This window comes from Mycobacteroides sp. LB1, from assembly GCF_013449725.1.
Taxonomy (GTDB): Bacteria; Actinomycetota; Actinomycetes; order Mycobacteriales; family Mycobacteriaceae; genus Mycobacterium.
The window spans coordinates 61,091-79,728 of sequence record NZ_JACCFF010000007.1; the positions used below are offsets into that span (position 1 = coordinate 61,091).

The window sequence follows — 18,638 nt, forward strand, 5'->3', positions numbered from 1 at the left end:
GCAGCGTCGCGCACGAGCCCGGATCAGCGGATGTTTGGTTAGGTGCGGAAGGTTTGGTTGGTTATGTCCTTTTCGATGTCCACCGCCGTAGTACGCGAAATTGGAGTCACTGAAACAGGTTTCGTGCGACGCCCGGACAGTGACGGTGCCGCGATCGCCTATCGCACCTATGGGAAGGCACGGCCCGGTATCGAGCATGTGTTGCTGGTTCACGGCAGCCTGCAGTCCTCGAGCGTGTGGTCCAAGCACGGATACATCACCCAGCTATCTCAGCAGTATCGGGTGACCACCATCGACGTGCGCGGCCACGGTGACAGCGAGAAACCCGATCATCCCGGCGGTTACGCCATCGCCTCTTCAGTGCGGGACGTCTGCGCGGTGCTCGATCACCTGGGCATCGAGCGCACGCACTACATCGGTTACTCGCTTGGTGGACGAATCGGACTGACGCTGGCTGCTGTAGCGCCGGAACGGCTGACTTCGCTGGTGGTCGCCGGCTCGTCGCACCGGCCGCAGCGCGGCGCGGTGGACATGCTGATCTTCCCGGATGCCGTTCGGGTGGTAGAGGAATCGGGGCTCGACGGGTTCATCGCGGGGTGGGAGGCGCACCGAGATCAACGGATGGGGTCCGCATTCCGTGCGACGATCGAGGCGTTGGGGCAACGTGGGCTGTCGGCGCTGCTGCGGCAGTGGGATGACGAACCCGGCGTCGCCGAGCAGGACCTTCTTCAGATTTACACGCCCACACTGTTTTTCGCCGGGTCGAAGGACCCGCTGCGTCTGGCGGAATCGCGTGAGGCCGCGGTGCGGATGCCCCGCGCCTACTTCACGCTGTTGGCGGGGTGCGATCACGGGCAGACCGTCACGATGCGCGAGCCCATTCTGGACCGCGCCGAGGCGTTCTTCCGGTTATCCGAGTTCTCCGATATCGAGAAGCTCCGGGTGGCCGGATGACCGAGCGTCCCGGGTTGGGGACGCTTGCGCGTATCGGCGTGCTGGGGGGGATATCGGGCGGGCTGCTCGGTGGTGGCACTGGTGTGATCACCGTTCCCTCGCTGGCGCGGGCAACCGCGTTGAGCAGGGCGGTCATTCATGGCACCTCGACGCTGCCGAACGTCTCCGCCGCTATAGCGGGTAGCACCGTCTACGCGTTGCACGGAGCGAAGGTGGATGTGGTGGCCGGCGCCGGGCTGATGGCCGGTGGGGTGATCGGCGCAGTGGTGGGGGCCAAGCTGGTGGCACGAATCCCGGAATGGATCCTTAAGGCGCTGTTCGTCTTCGTGCTGCTGGCGACGGCGCTCAAGCTGCTGCTCAGTGCCTCGGGTATCGATCCGTCTGCGGGCGACGCCTTGCTTCCCGACGGCGTCTTGTCCAGTGTCCCATCTGTAATCGCCATCGGGGCCTTCGTCGGCTTCGTGGTGGGCGCCTGGTCGGCCGCCTTGGGTCTGGGCGGTGGGCTGCTGACGGTTCCGGCCATGCTGGTGCTGTTCGGGTCCGACCTGCACGTGGCCGAGGGCACCTCGTTGATGGTGATGCTGCCCAACGCGCTCGTCGCGTCGACCACACATCTACGGCAGGGCACGGCTGATTCGTGGATCGGCTTCCGGTTGGCCGCATTCGCGTTGCCGGGCACCGTGGTAGGAGCTCTGCTGGCGCTCGCCCTCAACGCTCGATGGCTCGCGTTGGTATTCGGCTCTTACCTGGTGTTCATCGCTATCCGCGAGATTGTGCGGGCCCTGAAGACGAGGAAACCGCCTGTCCGGCAGACGAAGCAACCAAGGCCAGTGCCGTCGCCTCAGGCGTGTGTTGGCGGTTGATCTTCTGGAGCTCGCGCGCAACGGCCAGGAGCCAGCTCAGCTCCTCCTTGCGGTTGGCTCCGGGAAGCTCGCCGATGATCTTGGTGCCAGAGGAGCTCTCGCTCCGCGGCGCGGTGCGCTGTTGCTCGATGGCCGAATGGATCTGGCGGGCGGCGGACGTGGTCGATGAGTCCTCGGCGAGGTACGGGCGGATGGCACTCAGGCCGTCGCGAATCTCGACAATTCTGCGGTAGAGCCGGTAATTGTAATCGCCGATCGCGGCCCGAGGTGGTGCCAGCGCGATCTGGCTGTTGCCCTCGTACAGTGCGGTCCACAGCGGCTCCAGTTGGTGGTGCCAACGATAGGTCTGGATGCGTTGTCGAGTCGACGACACCAGCTGTGAAAAGGATGGTCCGGCAAGGCCTATCACGATGAGGATCTGCCCGATCGTGGCGGCGAGTGGGGCCAGGCGCTGCCAGGAGTAGCTGTCGTTGGTGATCATCCCGTAGATCGCCGAGTGGGCCCGCATGATGCAGAACAGCAGGCACATCGTTGCCCCGGCGGCGGTGAGCAGCATGCTCCGTCGCAGCCACGCCACATCGTGAAACCGGGCGTACTGGAGGCATTTGACGATAATCAGGAGTGCGCCCAGGCCGTAGGTGATCAGGTAGATCATCATGTACGCGACCCAGGCGGGTTTGGCGCCGTGGGAGGCGTAGAAATCCTGTGGCAGCTCGGAGGTGGGTGCCACAAACCAGCAGAGAGTCAGAGCGCCGCCAACCGCCACTGCCATGCCGATCCACAGCCGTGCGCGCTGTACGGCCCGGTGCCCAGATTCACCCCAGAACGTGATGACGATGAGTACGCACGCAGTCCACGCCATACCGCCGGACAGGTTCAGGACGAGCCGGCCCATGTTGTGCACGCCGACCAGGTTGTCGAATTTCTCATACAAGGGCGGGGTTGCCAAGGTGACGGCAATCCCTTTGAACAGGAACGACAACAACAGCGCCACTGAGGCGGGTGGGCGGACTCGAGAGCGCAGCATGTTGGCGGCAACCACCACTACGGCGGCAAAGCTGAAGACGGCCGCAACCGAATACGCCGCGGCGGAGTCTTCGAAAACTGAGGTCACGGTGCCGCCGGCGCACCTTCCAAGGTCAGTGATTCCAGAATGCGTCGCAGGTTGGCGTTCGTGACGGCGATGGGGCGGTGGCTGTCCGGACTGACGCGCTGTCCCATCATCGAGGCGAGCATCTCCGCTTCGACTTCCTGATCGTCCAGATAGGTTTCGCGGCAAAGGACTTCGGCAAGATCGCGGCGGCTGTTGCTGGTGTGCCCGCACATCACGTGGCTCAGCTCGTGCAAGATGATGTGCTCGCGGTGCATGGTTGTGGTGTCGCTGTCGTACACCACGTAGTCGGTGGCGTCGGTGCGGACGAGGAGGCCGTGCACGCCGCTGCCCGAGAGGGAGTACGGGACGAGTTGAATATCGCGCTCACTGAGCTCGCTGGCGCGGGCGCGGATGTCTTCGACAGCGGTCAGCGTCTCCAGCCCCAGATCCGTGAGCTTGCGGCTGCAGCGTTGGTGTATTGCTTGAAGTTCGCGAGTGGACCGTAGATCGGTTGTGACACAACGCATCTTCGGCATGATTACTGCCCGTTGCTGGCCGAGTTGTCCACCGTGGGCAGGCCCTGGAGTGCGCGCACGTGATCGAGCACCGCGGCGACGGTTTCCAGGCTCTGCTTATTCAGGCCGATCGCGCGCAATGCGATCAGCTCGACCTCATCCCGCGTGGTCTCGTCCAGGGCGCCGAGGCGCTCATCGAGCGAATAGGTGCGCTCGGGATCGGTGAGCACGGACAGCGGAACGCGGAAGAAGTCGGCCAGCGCGCCGAGCAGGTCGATGGCGGGGCGGGCGCGCTTTCCAGTGCGCAGCGCCGACAGGTAGGCGCCGCCGACCTTGATATCGGAGTTGGCCTTCTTGATACCGCTTGCGACCTCGTCGTTGGTCCACATGCGTCCGTCGGGGCGCCGATGCGACTGGAAGAGCGCATTGATGCGATCAGCGAGGTTCGCCTCGGCGGATTTGGCGTCCTGGATGGGCGCCTGCAGCGGGCTCGTAGTGGCCATCGGATAAGTCAAACACTGATGTGACGCGCCCTCAACGCGAGGGGGCAGACTCCGGGTGTGATTCAACGCACAGTTGAGTGCTCGGTTTAGCGGTATGTGTCCGCGAGGTACTCGATCTGACAGGCTCGGCGCGCAAGCTTCCCGCTGGTGGTGCGGGGAATCGCACCCGCGGCGACCAGCCGGATATCGGCCACCGGCAGTGCGTGCTTGCGTGAGATGGCGGCGCGGATGGCCTCGACGACCGGTTCATGCTCGACCCGCCCCGATCCGGGTGCCCGTTCGGCGACGATGACCAGTCGCTCGCTGGTATCGGCGATGGCGGCCTCGGCGAGTTGATTGGCCGCGACGGAGAATGCCGCGACATATCCGGAGCGGACGGCTGGAGAGGACTCCGAGGCGGTGGCTTCGATGTCCTGGGGGTAGTGGTTGCGTCCGTCGATGATGACGAGGTCTTTGATGCGACCGGTGACATACAGGTTGTCCTTCAGGTACACCCCGAGATCGCCGGTACGCAGCCACCGGCTGTCGTCGGCGGTTCCGGTTGCGTGGCTGCGCTGTTCGAGCCTTGAGCGCAGCCTGTTGTGGAAGGTCTCCTCCGTCTCGCGGGCGCGGCCCCAGTAGCCGCGGCCGATGTTGTCGCCGTGGAGCCAGATTTCTCCGATTTCTCCCTCGGGGAGTTCGGCTCCGGTTCGTGGGTCGACGATCACCAGCCACTGGCAGGAGATCACCTGACCGCAGGAGACATGGGGTACCGCCGTCGGAGCGTCGGGGGGCACCGGGACGGCACGGTCTTCTGCGAGCTGGGCACGGTCCAGGTAGATCATGCTGGGGAGCGCGTCGGAGGCGATGGTGGCGACGGAGAGCGTCGCCTCTGCCATGCCGTAGGACGGCTTGATGGCGGCGGGCGGAAATCCATGGGGGCCAAAGGCCTCATTGAATTTCTCGATCGCGGAGAGGGTGACCGGCTCGGATCCGTTGAGGAGGCCCGCGACATTGCTCAGATTCCAGGTCTCGCCGGCCGGGGGGCGTCCGCGCTGTGCGGCGAGTTCGAATGCGAAGTTCGGTGCCGCCGCGAACACCCGCCCGTAGGCGGATTCGGCGGCGAGCTGTTTGATCCACCGGCGAGGGCGTCGCACGAACGCCAACGGTGACATCAGGGTGATGTGACCGCCGCACAGCGCCGGGAACAGGATCATGATCAGCCCCATGTCGTGATACAGGGGCAGCCAGCTCACGCTGCGTGTACTCGCGTCGAGCCCGCCGGCCAGAATCATCTGAAGCACATTCGTACAGGCCGCGCGGTGAGTGATCTCCACACCGGCCGGGGTGCGCGTCGAGCCCGAGGTGTACTGCAGATACGCGATGTCATCGGTATCGAGCTCGACGGGTGTCAACGTCTCGCCGACCGAGTCCGGTACCGCGTCGATGGCGATGACCCGCGGTCGGCGTTGGCGAGGAAGCTTGCGCAGAAAGGTGTTTACCGATTCCGCGGCGCTGTTGGTGGTGAGGATGACCGACGGCGTTGCGTCGGTGAGCACCGCGTCGAGGCGTTCTGCGTGGCCGGGCAGCTCGGGTGCGAACAGGGGAACAGCGATGTTTCCGGCCTGGATGGCTGCGAAGAACCCGATGACGTACTCGATGCCCTGTGGGGCCAGGATCGCGACGCGATCGCCCGGTTCGGTCACCTGCTGCAGGCGTGCGCCGATCGCGCGCATCCGGGTGCTGAGCTGATTCCAGCTCAGCTCGATGGCCACGCCGTCGTCGTCACGTGTGAAGTCGAGGTAGCGGTAGGAGATGGTGCTGCCGAGCTCGGCGATGTTGCGCTCGAAGTTCGAGAGCAGCGTCGAGCCGGGAGGGAGTTGGATCGTGCCGTCGGCACCGAGATAGTCCTCAACTCCGCTCTCGCGAACGGCCACTCCGTCTGACATATCCAACTCCCGACTCACGTATAAACACTACCTGCGCTAACTAAATAATCCGCTAGCTCGCAGGTGATTCGCCATTCCTGTGTTGAGCGGCAACTTTCGATGTCGACGATCTCGAAATCTGGTGACGACTCAGCACTAGAATCAGTTTGAATTCTAGTGTCTTTCAACAGGTATCACCCACCGGCGGCAATTTCCAATGTGATCCGGGGTGGTCGACGGGGTGGATGTGATTTTGGTCGTATGCACGTTCGCGGCGTGTCATCAGGACACGCAAGTTGGCGTCGCGGGGAGCGCCGGGTAGAACTGTCGTTGACCTGCGAGGCCCCCATAGCCCAATTGGCAGAGGCAGCGGACTTAAAATCCGCCAAGTGTCGGTTCGAGTCCGACTGGGGGCACCGAGTGCGAAGCGGTAAAGGCATGAACTGGCGGTCGTTTCGTCCAGCTGCCGCTCTAGGGGGGCAAACCCTGTACAGCGGGCCCGTCGCGGTCATACATTGAGCCGTGGAGCCAAAACGGCTCACGAGCCGACCCACGAAGCTGATGCCAGCAGCGAAGGCGCCGTCGTTGCGGGTCCTGGTCGTGGGTGCCGGTGTCGGCGGTATCTCCATCGCTCGGGGGTTATTGCGAGACGGCCATAACGTCACCGTCTACGAGCAGCGCCCGGATCTGCAAGCCGGCGGCGGTGCAGTGACCATCTGGTCGAATGGCGCGACGGTGCTGAGACAGCTGGGCGTGGATATGGACCGGGCCGGCCAGCAGCTGTCCACCGTGCGTGTCATGACATCGACGGGGCACCCGCTGGCCACTTTGGACGTGGCCACGATCGCCGACCGGCTGGGCGAGCCGGTTCGGATGGTCCCGCGTCATGTCCTGCTTGATCGGCTACTGAAAGACTTTCCGGTGGAATGCATTCGGTGTAATGCCCGGGCCGTCGGAGTGGTGGTCAGCTGCGACGGGGCGCGGGTTGAGTTCGCGGACGGCAGCGTGGCCGAGGGAGACCTGGTGATCGGAGCCGATGGCAGGCATTCGATGGTTCGCGATGTCGTCGGCGCAGGGCGCGGGGAGCCGACCGGCTGGTGCAGCTGGCAGGGACTGGCAACCCTCCCGAACGGCGCCGATGAGCACGTCGCCTTCGTCGTCATCGGTGAGCACGGAAGCCTCGGCCTGTGGCCGGCCGGAGGCTCCGATGTGCAGTGGTGGTTCGACCTGCCTTGGTCGTCCGGCTTTGTCAGGCCGGCACGCCCGATCGACATGATTCGTTCCACGTTCACCGGGTGGTCCGAGCCCGTCGATCGAGTGCTTGCGACGCTTACCGACGAGGATCTGGTCCATTCGCCCTATCCCCATTTTCGGCATCCCATTCCCCGACCAGGCCACGGTGTGCTGACCCTGCTCGGCGATGCGGCCCACACCATGCCGCCCACCCTCGCGCAAGGGGCCAACCAGGCACTGCTCGACACGATGGTGCTGTGCAAGGCGGTTTCGGAATTCCAGCGCGGTACCAACACTGATCTGCCCGATGCGCTGCGCTGGTATGAGAAGACCCGTCGACGCCGCGCTGCAGCCGTGTCCCGGGTGGCCTCGCTGCAGGTTTCGCACGGTGAGCCCGTGCTGCGGACGGCAGCGATGATCTCGGACCGGTTCATGACTTGGGCGCTAGCGACGTTCCTACAGTCGGTGAGTCACCGTCAGATCGCCGCCGACATCAGCCGGGACCTGGCGGCGGCGGCGGCGAGCTGTCAGCCATGATGAACGCGGTTCGGGTACGAGGCGCGATCGACGCGCCCTCTCGCTGGCTCTGGCTCGTCAAATGGTGTGTGTTGGCCGTTCCGCACTACCCCATATTGATCGTCCTCTACCTGGTGTATCCGCTGCTGACCGTCGTCGCCGGTATTGCCATTTTGTTCACCGGGCGATACCCGCGGCCCATCTTCGATTTCAACATCGGGGTGCTGCGCTGGTCCTGGCGGGTGATGAACTACCGGTTTCCGATGAATAGCACCGACGAATACCCGCCATTCACGCTTGCCGCGCGGCCCGACTATCCCGGCGAACTCGAGGTCGACTATCCGGAACAACTCACCCATTGGGCGGTGTTGGTGAAGCTGTTGCTGGCACTGCCGCAGATCATCATCTGCTGGGCCATGGAGCCACTGCTGCAGGTCCTGTGCGTGATTTCCGCGGTGCGGTTGTTGGCCACAGGCACGGTTTCGCAAGGCATGTTCGACCTCCTCATGGGAATCGTGCGGTGGCGTTACCGGGTGGCCGTGTACGTCTCGTTGATGTGCGACGAATACCCACCATTCCGAATGGACTTGGGTAGCGGCGACACATGAAGCATCGTAATCCGTTGTTCCCGTATGTATATCGGCTCGGCATGCCGATATTCGACCGACTGTTCTATCGCCGATACCGGCGGGAGGCGATGAGTCTTGCGACCGGCAGGCTGCTGATCGTGGGCGTTGGCCCGGGAACCGACCTCATGTTTCTTCCACCCGCGGTGACATCGGTCGCGGCGGTCGAGCCGGAGGCGGCGATGCGCCGGATGGCTGGCGCCCTTGCGCGCCGCTGCGGCGTTGACGTCGACATCGTCGATGGGGTCGGGGAGTCGATACCGTTCCCGGACAACAGTTTCGACTCGGTGCATGTCGGGCTGGTGTTGTGCTCGGTCGACGATGTGGCGGCGACCCTCGGCGAGATCCGGCGGGTGCTCGCACCGGGAGGCAGGTTGGTGGTCCTCGAGCATGTCCGCGGGGACGGTTTGATGGGGCGGTTCCAGGATCTGATCGCCAAGCCGTGGTCGTTGCTGGCGTCCGGGTGCGAGCCGAACCGCCGGACCGTCGAAGCGATTGCCGCAGCCGGATTCGATACCGGGGGACTGCGCAGCGTTCGACGAACCCTGGTGCCGCCGCCGTGCACACCGCACCTGCAAGGCATCGCCACCGTAGCCGAATAGTGCTATTCGACACAGTTATTCGACACTGACGGCCTCGATGATGTTGAGCCGCGCCGCACGCCGTGCGGGCGGGACGGAGCCGAGCAGGCTGATCGCCAGCGCGCCCACGGTGAAGACCAGTGCCATCGGGCTCGGCCGGAAGGTGACGTTGAAGTTCATGATGTTGCCGCTGACGAGGCTGAACAGCCACTGATCGATCAGACCGACCAGCAGCCCCAAGACACCGCCCACGACGCCGATGGCCGCGGCCTCGGCAAGGACCATGCCCAAGGTGTAACGGCGGCTGGATCCCATCGCCCGCAGCACACCGATTTCCCGGCGTCGTTCGAGTACCGAGAGCGTCAACGTGTTCAGCAGCGCGACCGCAGCGACGAACACCACGATGATCCACACGGCGTTGGCGATCAGCATGCTCTGGTGCAGCGGGGCTTCTAAACCAGCCAACGCGGTGCGGCCGTCGTACACGTAGTTCGGTGCGGGCACCACACCGCGGACGTCGGCCAGCAGCCGTCCCGGATCTGCGCCGTCCACGGCGGTGATTTGGAGTGTCGTCTTGCCGGGGCGGTCAAACCATGCCCGCATGTGATCCAGGCTCATCCCGACGGTGCCGATGACCGTCGAGAAGTAGGGCACCAGGGCCAGCACGGGCGTCTGCTGTGGGCCGTGGGGCGTTTGCAGCTGCAGTCCGTCGCCCACCCGGACGCCGAGAGTCTTGCCCAGGTTCTGTGAGAGCACCACGCCCCGCCCGATGAGCACTTCGTGACGTACTTGTTCGTCGAGCGCACGGAAAAGCGGATCGCGGGTGCCGGGGGAGAATCCATCGAGCATCACGCGCGTGCCGCCGACGACGGCGAATCCGGAGGCGCCTTCGGCGACGTTCGCGACACCCGGCACCGCCGCCACCTTCTCGGTAAGACCTTGCGGCAGAACATCGGTGGGGTAGCGGTCGGGTGAGTTAGCGCTCACCCAGACATCGACATCGGCGACTGGCGCGAAGATGTCGCGCGCGGATCGGATCATGTCGTTGTTTGTCCCGGTGATTACCACGGTGGTGACCACGGCGATGAGCACGGTCATCACGGTGGCCCACACCCGCCGCGGCGCACGCTGGACCGTCGCCGCCGCCAGCGCCCCGGGCGAACCGAACAGTCGAGCCACCGTGGCTGTCACGCTGACGATGGGTCCGGCGAGCGCGAAGCCCAGCGCGATCTCGGCAATGAACAGGGCGGCGATCGCGACAAAGGCGAGCGACCCTGGTTGGTAGAACACGGTCAGGATCGACGCCGTCAGTATCGCCACCGCCACGACTCCGCTGGCGATACGCAGCCAACGCGGCACGTTGTCGGCCACGGAAACCCCGACGGGTGCCAACGCCTCGATCGGTGACACTTTGTACACCTGCCGCGCAGCCATCGCCGATGCGGCCACGCTGGTGAGTACCGTCGCAGCGACGGCGGCCGGGATCGCGTAGTCGGGCAGCCAGTACTCGATACGGGCTTCGAGCCCTTGGGTCACCGTCGGCGGTAAACGGCCAATCGCCAAGCGGCCCAGTACTATTCCGAGGGCCGACCCGATGGCGCCGCCGATCAGCCCGAGGAGCGCGGCCTCGGCGAGCATGTCGCGAACGATCATGACGCGGCGGCCGCCGATTGCGCGCAGCATCGAGATGGCCGGGCGGCGTTGGGCAATCGCCATCGTCATCGTCGTGTAGATCAGGAACGCCCCGACCACCAACGCGACCGCCGCGCCCATCAGGGCCATGTAGTTCATGAGCTTGACACCGTCGCCGGCCCGCGCCGCCCGCAGGCTCGGTTCAGCGACGATCGCCCGGCCGTTCACGGCGGCCGTGACCTGCTCTCGGACTGCGGCGAGATCCGCACCTGGTCTCGTGGTGATCAGAATTGAATCGAGCTGACCTTGCCGTCCGGTGACATCCTGCGCCAACGGCAGGGGAGCAAGCACATAGTGTCCACCGTTGAGATCCGCGAGTTGCTTGCCCTCGAGCACTTCGGCGACGGTGACCGAACCCGAGCCGAGCTGGAATGTATCGCCTTTCGCATGGCCGACGGCCGGCCCGACCTGGACACCAGCGGCTGCCCGTGATGGCGCCTCAATCTGCACTCCGACAGCATCTTTCAAGGCGCCTTCCAACGCGGCACTGCGGTCGTCGGCGCCGAACAGCAGAACCGGTTCCGATGCTGTGGGTGCGGACATCCGTATCATCGGTGCTGCAGTCGCCACGTCGGGAACCTTGGCGACATCGGCCAATACCGCTTCGGGGAACCCCGCGTCGGTGATACCTGATACCTCGAGTGCGGCTACGCCGGAGACTCCGTCCGCCAACCGGTTGACCGATCCGGTGATCGACCCGAAAATGCCGAATATCGCAACGAGATACATTGCAGAAACCGCCATTACGGCAATCGAGGCAATTGTGCGTCGACGATGTACGGTCAGTTCGCGCAGACTGAACACACGTAGCCTGCTCGCTGCGGCGGCGATGGTGTCTCCGAGGCCGACCTGCTCCTCGCGTCCGCGGCCTCTCACCCTGGCGCCACCGACATCTCGTCGGAACCGAGCCGACCGTCCTGCAGGGTGATTACCCGGTCGGTTGCCGCGGCAGCGTCGGCGTTGTGGGTCACCATCACTACCAGGCGGCCGGAGCCTTCTTCATGGGCGACCTCGGCGAGGAGGGCCAGGATGGCGGTACCCGTATGGGAATCCAGGTTCCCGGTCGGTTCGTCGGCAAGGATCAGCGGTGGATCCATCATCATCGCTCGTGCCACCGCGACTCGCTGCATCTCGCCGCCGGACAGTTCGGCCGGCCGGTGTTCGGTCCGTTTACCGAGGCCGACCCGGTCCAGCAGTCGAACTGCATCCGATTTGACCTTGCCCAGCCGGATGCCGTCGAGCAGCTTCGGCACTGCCACGTTCTCCCACGCCGATAGCGTCGGCAGCAGGTTGAAGAACTGAAAGACGAACCCGACCCGACGATGGCGGAACTCCGACTGTTGCTCGTCGCGGAGCCTGCCGATCTCTTCACCGTCGAAGGTGATCGATCCCGAGTCGGGGGAGTCCAACGCCCCGAGTAGATGTAGCAGTGTGCTTTTCCCCGCCCCCGATGGCCCGATGACCGACACGAACTGGCCGCCGGCGAGGCGCAGGCTGATCTCGTCGAGGGCGCGCACCGTCTGCCCACCAACCCTGTACTCGCGCACTACATTGCGCAGTTCGATGGTCAGTTCGCGCCGGGTCGTATCGGCGTTGTCCAGTCGGCTCAAGGTGGCCTCCCGCGAGACCGGGTTGCCCGGCGCGCGGAGGCGCGGTCGGGATATGCGGAGCCTACTCCTGGCGCTCTTGCGAAATGTGGGCTTATGTGAGGTTCTTAGGTGAGCCCCGCAACCCAATTGGCCGCGGCAGCGGATTAGAAATCCGCTCAGTGCCGTTTCGAGTCCGACTGCTGAGCGCAGGTCATGCAAGATTGGTGTCATGCCGCAGGAGTTCACCGCCGAACAGGCCGCTGCCCGGTTGAACCCCGTCGACACGCTGGGAATCCCGCTGGGCCCCGGCCAGCCGCCAGCTTTCCTGCGCGCCCTCGGCGTGCGCCGGGACTGGGCGGATTTACGGGTGTACGGCGCGCTACTCGCGGTTGGCACCGAACTGTTCTCCCGTCCGGGTGTGCACTACCTGTCGGGCTTTTTCGGGCCGATCGAGCGCGCGCTGCGGGATATGGGCGCCGATATCGAATTCGCCGCCGCGGACTTCCGCCGATTCGGCCCGCTGATTGAGCGCCAGTCGCCTCGGGTGATGACCACCGTCGCGACGCCGCCCGATGCCGACGGCTGGTGTTCTCTGTCGCTGCATGCGGGCGGGACGATCGGTGAGTTGCGCCGGGCAGGCGCTGATCCGGAGCGCCTGCTCATTGTCGAAGTCTCGGAAGGATATCCGCGCACGTTCGGGTTCGGGGAGCAGCATCGCCACGCGCTGCACCTCGACGAGATCGACATCCTGGTGCACTCGACGGATGCCCCGCTGACGCTACCCGGCGGCGATGGGGGGCCGTCGGATATCGATCGGGCCATCGCCCAACACGCCGTGGCATTCATTGGTTCGGGGTCGACATTACAAACCGGAATCGGGGCAATTCCCAACCAGATTGCGACTCTGTTGGCCGAGGGGGACGGCGCCGGCTATGGGCTGCACAGCGAGATGTTCACCGACGGTTGCATGCGACTGCACCGCGCCGGCAAGGTCACCAACACCGGCAAGGGGCAGTACGACGGCGTTAGTGTGACGACCTTCGCCTTCGGATCAGCGCAGCTCTATGCGTGGCTGGACGCCAACCCCGATGTTGCGTTCCTGCCGGTTGAGATTGTCAACGCACCGGAGGTGATCGGCGCCAACACCGACATGATTTCGATCAACGGTGCGCTCGCCATCGACATCCAGGGGCAAGTGGTCGCCGACACCATCGCCGGAGGGCAGTTCAGCGGGATCGGTAGTGCCGAGGACTTCGTGGCCGGGGCCGGGCTGGAGCTGTCGGACCGTTCGCTGATCTGCCTGCCCTCGACATTCGAGAAAGACGGTGTGTTGCAGTCGCGAATCGTGCCGTGGTTTGGACCCGGCGTCGTTATCACCACGCCGCGTCACCAGGTCGACGTGATCGTCACCGAGTACGGCGCTGCAGAGTTGGAGGGTAGGACGGTCCGAGAGCGCGGCGAAGCGCTGGCGGCAATCGCGCACCCGCAGTTCCGGGACGCCCTGTTGGAGGCTGCCGGGCGTGCGTCGAATGGCCGCTCACCGGTCAGTTGAGTGGTGGGCCCTCAGCCCTGCTCCACGGTATTTCGGTCACCCGACTTGGAGACTTCCGGTTCCCCGGAGTGATACGTGACTTTGTTGTCGAAGCCCGAGGCGCGGATCTCTCGTGCAGTCTCGACCGTTACGGCGTTCTCGACACCGGATACCGTGAGGGTGTCGCAATTGCCCTGGACTTCAACGGTATTCGAGACACCGCTGACGTTGACCGAGCAGTCGTCGCAGTTGACTGTTATCTGCTTGTGCGTGCCGGAGACACTGAAAGTCGAACCGGGCGGCGCATACGTAGGGCCGGGGACCGAGGTGGTCGTCGCCGTGGCACGCGTCGGGAGCTTGACGACGGTTGATCTGACCGGCCGTGTGGTCGTCGCACCCGGACTTGTCTGCACATTCCGGGGCACGGTGGGATTGGCGGCATAGAAGACGAGTCCCGCCGCCCCCGCCGCTATGAGGGCAGAGAAGACAGCGAACCAGCGGCCGAACTTCCGGACGGGTGGGCGTGGTGCGTAAGTCGTTTGATACACCGGCGGCGGATACGGGCTCCGGTTCGTGACGCCGAGTTCCGACGTCCGCGCCGCCTCGCTCAATGAGCGTTCCAGCTCTCGGATTCTGGCTTCGGGATCACCATCCGGCTCCACTCACAGATGGTCCCACACCGAGCGCCTCGTAGCGGTAGCGTTTCGTCATGGCCTCGACCGATGTCATTGTCGCCGAACCGCAGTTGTTCGTCACCGACCTCGAACGTGCCATCGGCTTCTACGTCGAGAAGCTCGGTTTTGAGCTGGCCTTCATATATGGGGAACCACCCTTCTACGGACAGGTGGGGCGCAGCGGTGCGAGCCTCAATCTCCGCAAGGTCGCGGGTCCGGTATTCGACAGCAATTTCCTTGCCACAGAGCGTGATCCGCTGTCCGCGGTGCTGACGCTGTACAAACTGGGCCCACTGTATGAGGAGTATCGAGCCGCAGGCGTGGCGTTCCACCAGCCGTTGCAGGAGGAATCCTGGGGGAGCGTCACCTTCATCGTGAAGGATCCCGACGGCAACCTCATTCTGTTCTCCGGCGCCGAGGCCTGAAGGAATCTCTCGCCATCGATGCGGTTCGGGGTGACAATGACCGCATGCGACTGCCAACCTCATTCGAAGGACTCGCGACCGACGGCGGTAATTCGATCGTCTACGGCGAGCCATATACAACGGCCGACGGCACCATGGTCATCACTGTTGCCAAGGTGCGCAGCCGCAGTCGCGGCCCAGAGGGTGCACCTCTGGAAACACTTGCCAGACCGCTAGGCGTGTTCGTCGTCAAAGACGGGCACGCCCAATGGTGCCCGGCCTTTAACGCTGACCGCGCTTCGACGTTGGGCATACTCACCGGTCTGCTCGCGGCGGTCTTGGGACTTGTAGCCATCATCCGTCGCCCGCCGTGGCCGGACCTGACGCTGCCCGGCTGGTCGCCCGCCGAGAACCCGCGCTGGTTCCGCGGCGGGCGCTAGCCGTCGATCGCGGTCTGCTACTTCTGGGTGACGGTTTCCTTGAAGGTCCCGTCGCCCTGGTTCAGCCAGGTGATGGTGCCCTTCTGGAATTCGCCGACCCAACCGCCCTTGGCGATATCAGGTCCGCCTGCCGTCTCGGCCTCGTCGGCAGTGGGGAATCCAAGCGTGCCGCCTGCTCCACCCTGCTCGGTGTACACCTTCAGGATTTCGCCCTGCACCAGGTGTGCACCGGTCGACGGCGAGCTGAAGATGGTGCCCTTGGCGAAGGCCTGTACGGTGCCGTCGCCAACCTTTTCGGGCTGCCCGGTCGGCAGACCGAGCTTGGCTTCACCACCGGCCTTGGTGTACGCCTCGGCGACTGGCGGTTCCAGCGTCACATCGCCGACGCCCGGCACGTTAACCGTTGATGGCGCCCCGGCGATGACGGACGACACCGCACTGCTTGCCGACGATGCGGCACTCGATGCGGCGCTACCACCAGCGCTGATGGCCGACGATGCCGCGCTCGTGGCGCTGGACAGCGACTCCTTGGCGGCGTTTTTGTCTTCTTGGGAACACGCGACCACGACAGCCGCGGATATGGCGACGATGGAGACCGCGCCTGCTGCTCGTTTCATCAGATTGGTATCCATGATCCGAACGTAACAACCTAGACGCCGCATATAGGTGAGTTTTTCAATGTTCACCTGTCGGCCACGGGATGATTTCGGTGCAAAATCGCTAAGCCGCTATGAAGCGGGTGTCAGCTCACAGACGTAATCGCCGACATCGATATGCACCTCGGCCGCCTCCGGCACCGTGGGAGTGGGCACGACTTTCAGCTGGAACTGTTCGCGACCGAAGTCGTCGGTGGTTCCGGGCCACTGTTCCTGCAGGATGTCGCTGATCAGGCCCGCGACCGCGGGCTCGGTGACGCGATAGGTCTCGGCCTGGCAGAACTTGGAGTACACCTCGGTGACCCGGATGCGGGCCTTCTCGATGGGCAGAGTGCCCAGGTCCTCGCCGGATTCGGGATCGCGCACCGCGGTCCCGGTGGCGCCGATGACGGAGAAGATCATCCCGACCTCTACTCCGGCGTCATCACCCTTGTTGACCAGCACCGAGTAGCGGTCGACGATATCGGCCACCTTCCCGATTATCGGGTCCAGTGGCTCGGACTCTTGCTCACCAGCCGATTGCTCCGCTGGCTTCGTCTCTTCAGGCATTGCCCACACCGACGGTGTAGTTGTTCGCTCGCGGAGCGGTCTCAATCCTTTGCCGCTCTGGCTGTCCGGCGGTCTCTGCCGTCGCGAAATCGGTCTTGGCCTTGGCTACCGCGGTGCTGGATACATTCTCCGATTCGCGCAATGCCTGGAAGGCGTGGCGCAAAGTCAGACGGCTGATTGTCAGGGCAAGGTTGAGGGCGCTGGACGCAGCCGGCTTATTGCCCTCGTTGAGGTCGTTCGACGCGGCCGCAAGGTGCTTGTCCACGTCGATCATTCCCTGCAGCGTCACCATCGTGGAGTACGCCGACTGTCCAACATTGCGGTCAAGATTGTTGCTCTGCTGTATGCGGTGATACAGATCGGCAATCAAGATCCCGGCGACGAGGGCAAGGAGTGGAGTGACGATGCCCTGAACGAATCGTACGAGTTCGGTGTCGCTGGATGTAAATCCGACAACCGCCGCGACGATCGTTGCGACAATCGCCGTACCGACAATCGTCCAATGAACCAGCGAGGGCTTCGGGGGAAGCTGATCTGAGTTTGCCAACGTCGTTACCGTCCGTTCGGTGAGTGGACGCATTCATTGCATCCGTGACCCCATGAGCACTGACCGGAGCATGCTAACACCGCGCTCAGGTTCCTCCAAGGCGAGATGTAACGGCTGTGCTTTAGATTTGCTGGACGCCAGCTAAACGCCTATTTGCCCGAATTCTGTCGAATTACAGAAGGTTTCTTGGTTAGCCCTCAGCACTGCTGCTCGGCCGCGGCATTCGTCGCGACGATCACCGCAGCTTGCCGGTCTGCGGGCAGCTCATGCCAGGACTTGTGAAAGGTTCCCGGGCCGACGTTTCCGGATGTCTGAATGGACTGGAGGTATCCCTCCACGAGCTGCACGTGGCCGTCCTGCTTCCCGGTCATCCAATCGGCCGCTGCTCGGCAGGCCTGGTAGTACTCCTCCTCCAACGAGCTGGGTGCGGCGTTGACGGATGTCGTGACGCCTGAGGGCGACAGTGCCGACCCGGAGTCCGAGGGCTGGGCGGCGGGGCTCTCGATCGGAGCGGTGGTGCTGGCGGAAGGGCTCGGCGCCGCCTTGTCGTCGGACTTCGACGCGCATCCCGCACCGATCAACGGGACGCAGAGGGCAATCAGGGTCGCGACGATGCGTGTTGGGACGGTCACCACTCCAAACTAGCAAGTACCTACCAGCAACAACATTTACTCACTCAGAGCTTTTGCTCCGAGAGGAAAACCGCTGGAAAACGCCGGTACCATATGAGCTGTGATGGGACACAGGGGTTTTCAGGGGTGGTGTTGCGGCTAGCGCTGCTAGTCCGTCGCCACCCCTGCCCCTTCCATCGATTGAGCATTCATGACCACTGCATCTGTCCTGGATCTGCGCCGCCCCGCCTCGGCCGGATCCTCACCCACCCGACTTCGACTGCCGGATCTGCTCCGCATCACCGATGAGGGCGCCGACGACGCCCTGCGCGGTCGGTTTGACCATCTGCTGCCCGCGGGCGGCCTTCCCATCGACGAGCGGTGGGCCACCCGCATTCATACCGACGACGAGCTCGACGTCTGGCTGATCAGCTGGGTGCCCGACAAGTCCACCGAACTGCACGACCATTGCGGATCGCTCGGTGCGCTTACCGTGCTTAGCGGTTCGCTACACGAATATCGCTGGAATGGAAGCCAACTGGTTCGTCGCGGGCTCGACGCGGGCGATCAGGCGGGCTTTCCGCTCGGCTGGGTGCACGACGTCATGCGCGCCCCCGTGAAATCGGGTGGAGCGCCGATTCCTGCCGAAATCGGGCCCACTCTGAGCGTGCACGCGTACTCGCCGCCGCTGACCGCGATGTCCTACTACGAAGTGACTCAGGCCAAGACGTTGCGACGTAGCCGCACCATCCTCACGGATGAGCCGGAAGGGCCTGCGGCATGACGATCCACGATCTGCTGGCCTCGGCGCGCGGGCGCCTGCGCCGTCTGCCGGCCGATGAGCTGCCCACCGCGCTCGGCCGCGGTGCGCGGTTGGTGGACATCCGGCCGGCGGCGCAACGTGCCCAAGAGGGTGAGGTGATCAACGCCTTGGTCATCGAACGCAATGTCTTGGAGTGGCGTCTTGACCCGGAAAGCGACGCGCGCATCCCGGAGGCGGGTAACCACGATGTCGAATGGGTCATCCTGTGCCAGGAGGGCTATACCTCCAGCCTGGCTGCCGCCTCGCTGCAGGAGATCGGCCTCTACCGTGCCACCGATGTCATCGGTGGATATAAGGCCCTCAAGGACAAGGGCATCTTGATTTGATTCGG

Annotated in this window: 21 protein-coding genes and 1 tRNA gene; 11 read left to right on the forward strand and 11 right to left on the reverse strand. The window is 64.4% G+C overall.

What is annotated here, in order from left to right; all coding sequences use genetic code 11:
• Nucleotides 1-63 precede the first annotated feature (63 nt).
• Together MLB1_RS22070 and MLB1_RS22075 are read left to right on the forward strand one after the other, a co-directional pair.
• The gene (locus tag MLB1_RS22070; protein WP_180751999.1) at nucleotides 64-954 is read left to right on the forward strand and encodes an alpha/beta fold hydrolase; all 891 of its coding nucleotides are present in this window, start codon (nucleotides 64-66) and stop codon (nucleotides 952-954) included.
• The gene (locus MLB1_RS22075; RefSeq protein ID WP_180752000.1) at nucleotides 951-1,817 is read left to right on the forward strand and encodes a sulfite exporter TauE/SafE family protein; all 867 of its coding nucleotides are present in this window, start codon (nucleotides 951-953) and stop codon (nucleotides 1,815-1,817) included. The genes MLB1_RS22070 and MLB1_RS22075 overlap by 4 nt, the downstream gene beginning before the upstream one ends.
• On the opposite strand, the gene MLB1_RS22080 is transcribed toward MLB1_RS22075, so the two are convergent.
• The 4 genes from MLB1_RS22080 to MLB1_RS22095 form a co-directional block, all read right to left on the reverse strand.
• Nucleotides 1,714-2,931 carry an MAB_1171c family putative transporter gene (locus MLB1_RS22080; protein ID WP_180752001.1) on the reverse strand — a complete coding sequence of 406 codons (1,218 nt, stop codon included), beginning with the start codon at nucleotides 2,929-2,931 and terminating at the stop codon, nucleotides 1,714-1,716. The genes MLB1_RS22075 and MLB1_RS22080 overlap by 104 nt on opposite strands.
• Complete coding sequence (locus MLB1_RS22085) at nucleotides 2,928-3,446, reverse strand: ImmA/IrrE family metallo-endopeptidase (protein WP_180752002.1); 519 nt, start codon at nucleotides 3,444-3,446, stop codon at nucleotides 2,928-2,930. The genes MLB1_RS22080 and MLB1_RS22085 overlap by 4 nt, the downstream gene beginning before the upstream one ends.
• Nucleotides 3,447-3,448: 2 nt before the next feature.
• Entirely contained in the window at nucleotides 3,449-3,928 is a 480-nt protein-coding gene (locus MLB1_RS22090; protein ID WP_180752003.1) for an XRE family transcriptional regulator, read from the reverse strand.
• Nucleotides 3,929-4,014: 86 nt separating this feature from the next.
• Nucleotides 4,015-5,856 carry a fatty acyl-AMP ligase gene (locus MLB1_RS22095; RefSeq protein ID WP_180752252.1) on the reverse strand — a complete coding sequence of 614 codons (1,842 nt, stop codon included), beginning with the start codon at nucleotides 5,854-5,856 and terminating at the stop codon, nucleotides 4,015-4,017.
• Nucleotides 5,857-6,177: 321 nt separating this feature from the next.
• Here MLB1_RS22095 and MLB1_RS22100 point away from each other — a divergent pair.
• The 4 genes from MLB1_RS22100 (at nucleotide 6,178) to MLB1_RS22115 (ending at nucleotide 8,812) form a co-directional block, all read left to right on the forward strand.
• A tRNA-Leu gene (locus tag MLB1_RS22100) sits at nucleotides 6,178-6,251 on the forward strand.
• 145 nt (nucleotides 6,252-6,396) lie between these two features.
• Nucleotides 6,397-7,605 carry an NAD(P)/FAD-dependent oxidoreductase gene (locus MLB1_RS22105; RefSeq protein ID WP_180752004.1) on the forward strand — a complete coding sequence of 403 codons (1,209 nt, stop codon included), beginning with the start codon at nucleotides 6,397-6,399 and terminating at the stop codon, nucleotides 7,603-7,605.
• Entirely contained in the window at nucleotides 7,602-8,192 is a 591-nt protein-coding gene (locus tag MLB1_RS22110; protein WP_180752005.1) for a DUF4389 domain-containing protein, read from the forward strand. The genes MLB1_RS22105 and MLB1_RS22110 overlap by 4 nt, the downstream gene beginning before the upstream one ends.
• Complete coding sequence (locus MLB1_RS22115; RefSeq protein ID WP_180752006.1) at nucleotides 8,189-8,812, forward strand: class I SAM-dependent methyltransferase; 624 nt, start codon at nucleotides 8,189-8,191, stop codon at nucleotides 8,810-8,812. Before MLB1_RS22110 ends, MLB1_RS22115 begins: the two co-directional genes overlap by 4 nt.
• 15 nt (nucleotides 8,813-8,827) lie before the next feature.
• Here MLB1_RS22115 and MLB1_RS22120 read toward each other — a convergent pair whose 3' ends face one another.
• Together MLB1_RS22120 and MLB1_RS22125 are read right to left on the reverse strand one after the other, a co-directional pair.
• Entirely contained in the window at nucleotides 8,828-11,227 is a 2,400-nt protein-coding gene (locus MLB1_RS22120) for an FtsX-like permease family protein (protein WP_255486120.1), read from the reverse strand.
• A gap of 128 nt (nucleotides 11,228-11,355) precedes the next feature.
• Nucleotides 11,356-12,054 (reverse strand): ABC transporter ATP-binding protein, encoded by a 699-nt coding sequence (locus MLB1_RS22125; protein WP_180752254.1) that lies wholly within the window; start codon nucleotides 12,052-12,054, stop codon nucleotides 11,356-11,358.
• Nucleotides 12,055-12,301: 247 nt separating this feature from the next.
• Here MLB1_RS22125 and MLB1_RS22130 point away from each other — a divergent pair, with 247 nt between their 5' ends.
• On the forward strand, nucleotides 12,302-13,624 hold the full coding sequence (locus MLB1_RS22130; protein ID WP_180752007.1) for an acetyl-CoA hydrolase/transferase family protein: 1,323 nt from the start codon (nucleotides 12,302-12,304) through the stop codon (nucleotides 13,622-13,624).
• Nucleotides 13,625-13,635: 11 nt separating this feature from the next.
• Here the strand turns inward: MLB1_RS22130 and MLB1_RS22135 are convergent, their stop codons facing one another.
• Nucleotides 13,636-14,265 (reverse strand): DUF3060 domain-containing protein, encoded by a 630-nt coding sequence (locus MLB1_RS22135; RefSeq protein ID WP_180752008.1) that lies wholly within the window; start codon nucleotides 14,263-14,265, stop codon nucleotides 13,636-13,638.
• A gap of 47 nt (nucleotides 14,266-14,312) precedes the next feature.
• On the opposite strand from MLB1_RS22135, the gene MLB1_RS22140 reads away from it, so the two are divergent.
• Both MLB1_RS22140 and MLB1_RS22145 read left to right on the forward strand, forming a co-directional pair.
• Nucleotides 14,313-14,702 (forward strand): VOC family protein, encoded by a 390-nt coding sequence (locus MLB1_RS22140; RefSeq protein ID WP_180752009.1) that lies wholly within the window; start codon nucleotides 14,313-14,315, stop codon nucleotides 14,700-14,702.
• 44 nt (nucleotides 14,703-14,746) lie between these two features.
• A complete protein-coding gene (locus tag MLB1_RS22145) occupies nucleotides 14,747-15,121 on the forward strand; it encodes a hypothetical protein (protein ID WP_180752010.1) in 375 nt (124 codons plus the stop codon).
• Nucleotides 15,122-15,138: 17 nt separating this feature from the next.
• Here the strand turns inward: MLB1_RS22145 and MLB1_RS24335 are convergent, their stop codons facing one another.
• From MLB1_RS24335 to MLB1_RS22170, 4 genes are all read right to left on the reverse strand, one after another.
• Nucleotides 15,139-15,753, reverse strand: a complete 615-nt coding sequence (locus MLB1_RS24335; protein WP_358146654.1) for a hypothetical protein — start codon at nucleotides 15,751-15,753, stop codon at nucleotides 15,139-15,141.
• A gap of 96 nt (nucleotides 15,754-15,849) precedes the next feature.
• Nucleotides 15,850-16,326, reverse strand: a complete 477-nt coding sequence (locus tag MLB1_RS22160) for a hypothetical protein (protein ID WP_180752012.1) — start codon at nucleotides 16,324-16,326, stop codon at nucleotides 15,850-15,852.
• Nucleotides 16,319-16,906: a hypothetical protein gene (locus MLB1_RS22165; RefSeq protein WP_180752013.1), complete on the reverse strand. Its 588-nt coding sequence runs from the start codon at nucleotides 16,904-16,906 to the stop codon at nucleotides 16,319-16,321. Before MLB1_RS22165 ends, MLB1_RS22160 begins: the two co-directional genes overlap by 8 nt.
• 164 nt (nucleotides 16,907-17,070) lie before the next feature.
• The gene (locus tag MLB1_RS22170) at nucleotides 17,071-17,505 is read right to left on the reverse strand and encodes a lipoprotein LpqV (RefSeq protein WP_358146653.1); all 435 of its coding nucleotides are present in this window, start codon (nucleotides 17,503-17,505) and stop codon (nucleotides 17,071-17,073) included.
• A 190-nt stretch (nucleotides 17,506-17,695) separates the two neighbouring features.
• Between MLB1_RS22170 and MLB1_RS22175 the strand changes: the two genes are divergently transcribed.
• Entirely contained in the window at nucleotides 17,696-18,268 is a 573-nt protein-coding gene (locus tag MLB1_RS22175) for a cysteine dioxygenase (protein WP_180752014.1), read from the forward strand.
• Nucleotides 18,265-18,633, forward strand: coding sequence for a rhodanese-like domain-containing protein (locus tag MLB1_RS22180; protein ID WP_180752015.1), 369 nt, complete (start codon nucleotides 18,265-18,267; stop codon nucleotides 18,631-18,633). Before MLB1_RS22175 ends, MLB1_RS22180 begins: the two co-directional genes overlap by 4 nt.
• Nucleotides 18,634-18,638 lie beyond the last annotated feature (5 nt).

Bases quoted from the DNA above. Each gene is read 5' to 3' on its own strand.
- MLB1_RS22070 (WP_180751999.1), top strand. From the start codon at position 64: ATGTCCTTTTCGATGTCCACCGCCGTAGTACGCGAAATTGGAGTCACT.
- MLB1_RS22075 (WP_180752000.1), top strand. From the start codon at position 951: ATGACCGAGCGTCCCGGGTTGGGGACGCTTGCGCGTATCGGCGTGCTG.
- MLB1_RS22085 (WP_180752002.1), bottom strand. From the start codon at position 3,446: ATGCCGAAGATGCGTTGTGTCACAACCGATCTACGGTCCACTCGCGAA.
- MLB1_RS22090 (WP_180752003.1), bottom strand. From the start codon at position 3,928: ATGGCCACTACGAGCCCGCTGCAGGCGCCCATCCAGGACGCCAAATCC.
- MLB1_RS22095 (WP_180752252.1), bottom strand. From the start codon at position 5,856: ATGTCAGACGGAGTGGCCGTTCGCGAGAGCGGAGTTGAGGACTATCTC.
- MLB1_RS22105 (WP_180752004.1), top strand. From the start codon at position 6,397: ATGCCAGCAGCGAAGGCGCCGTCGTTGCGGGTCCTGGTCGTGGGTGCC.
- MLB1_RS22110 (WP_180752005.1), top strand. From the start codon at position 7,602: ATGATGAACGCGGTTCGGGTACGAGGCGCGATCGACGCGCCCTCTCGC.
- MLB1_RS22115 (WP_180752006.1), top strand. From the start codon at position 8,189: ATGAAGCATCGTAATCCGTTGTTCCCGTATGTATATCGGCTCGGCATG.
- MLB1_RS22120 (WP_255486120.1), bottom strand. From the start codon at position 11,227: ATGGCGGTTTCTGCAATGTATCTCGTTGCGATATTCGGCATTTTCGGG.
- MLB1_RS22130 (WP_180752007.1), top strand. From the start codon at position 12,302: ATGCCGCAGGAGTTCACCGCCGAACAGGCCGCTGCCCGGTTGAACCCC.
- MLB1_RS22140 (WP_180752009.1), top strand. From the start codon at position 14,313: ATGGCCTCGACCGATGTCATTGTCGCCGAACCGCAGTTGTTCGTCACC.
- MLB1_RS22145 (WP_180752010.1), top strand. From the start codon at position 14,747: ATGCGACTGCCAACCTCATTCGAAGGACTCGCGACCGACGGCGGTAAT.
- MLB1_RS24335 (WP_358146654.1), bottom strand. From the start codon at position 15,753: ATGGATACCAATCTGATGAAACGAGCAGCAGGCGCGGTCTCCATCGTC.
- MLB1_RS22160 (WP_180752012.1), bottom strand. From the start codon at position 16,326: ATGCCTGAAGAGACGAAGCCAGCGGAGCAATCGGCTGGTGAGCAAGAG.
- MLB1_RS22165 (WP_180752013.1), bottom strand. From the start codon at position 16,906: ATGCGTCCACTCACCGAACGGACGGTAACGACGTTGGCAAACTCAGAT.
- MLB1_RS22175 (WP_180752014.1), top strand. From the start codon at position 17,696: ATGACCACTGCATCTGTCCTGGATCTGCGCCGCCCCGCCTCGGCCGGA.
- MLB1_RS22180 (WP_180752015.1), top strand. From the start codon at position 18,265: ATGACGATCCACGATCTGCTGGCCTCGGCGCGCGGGCGCCTGCGCCGT.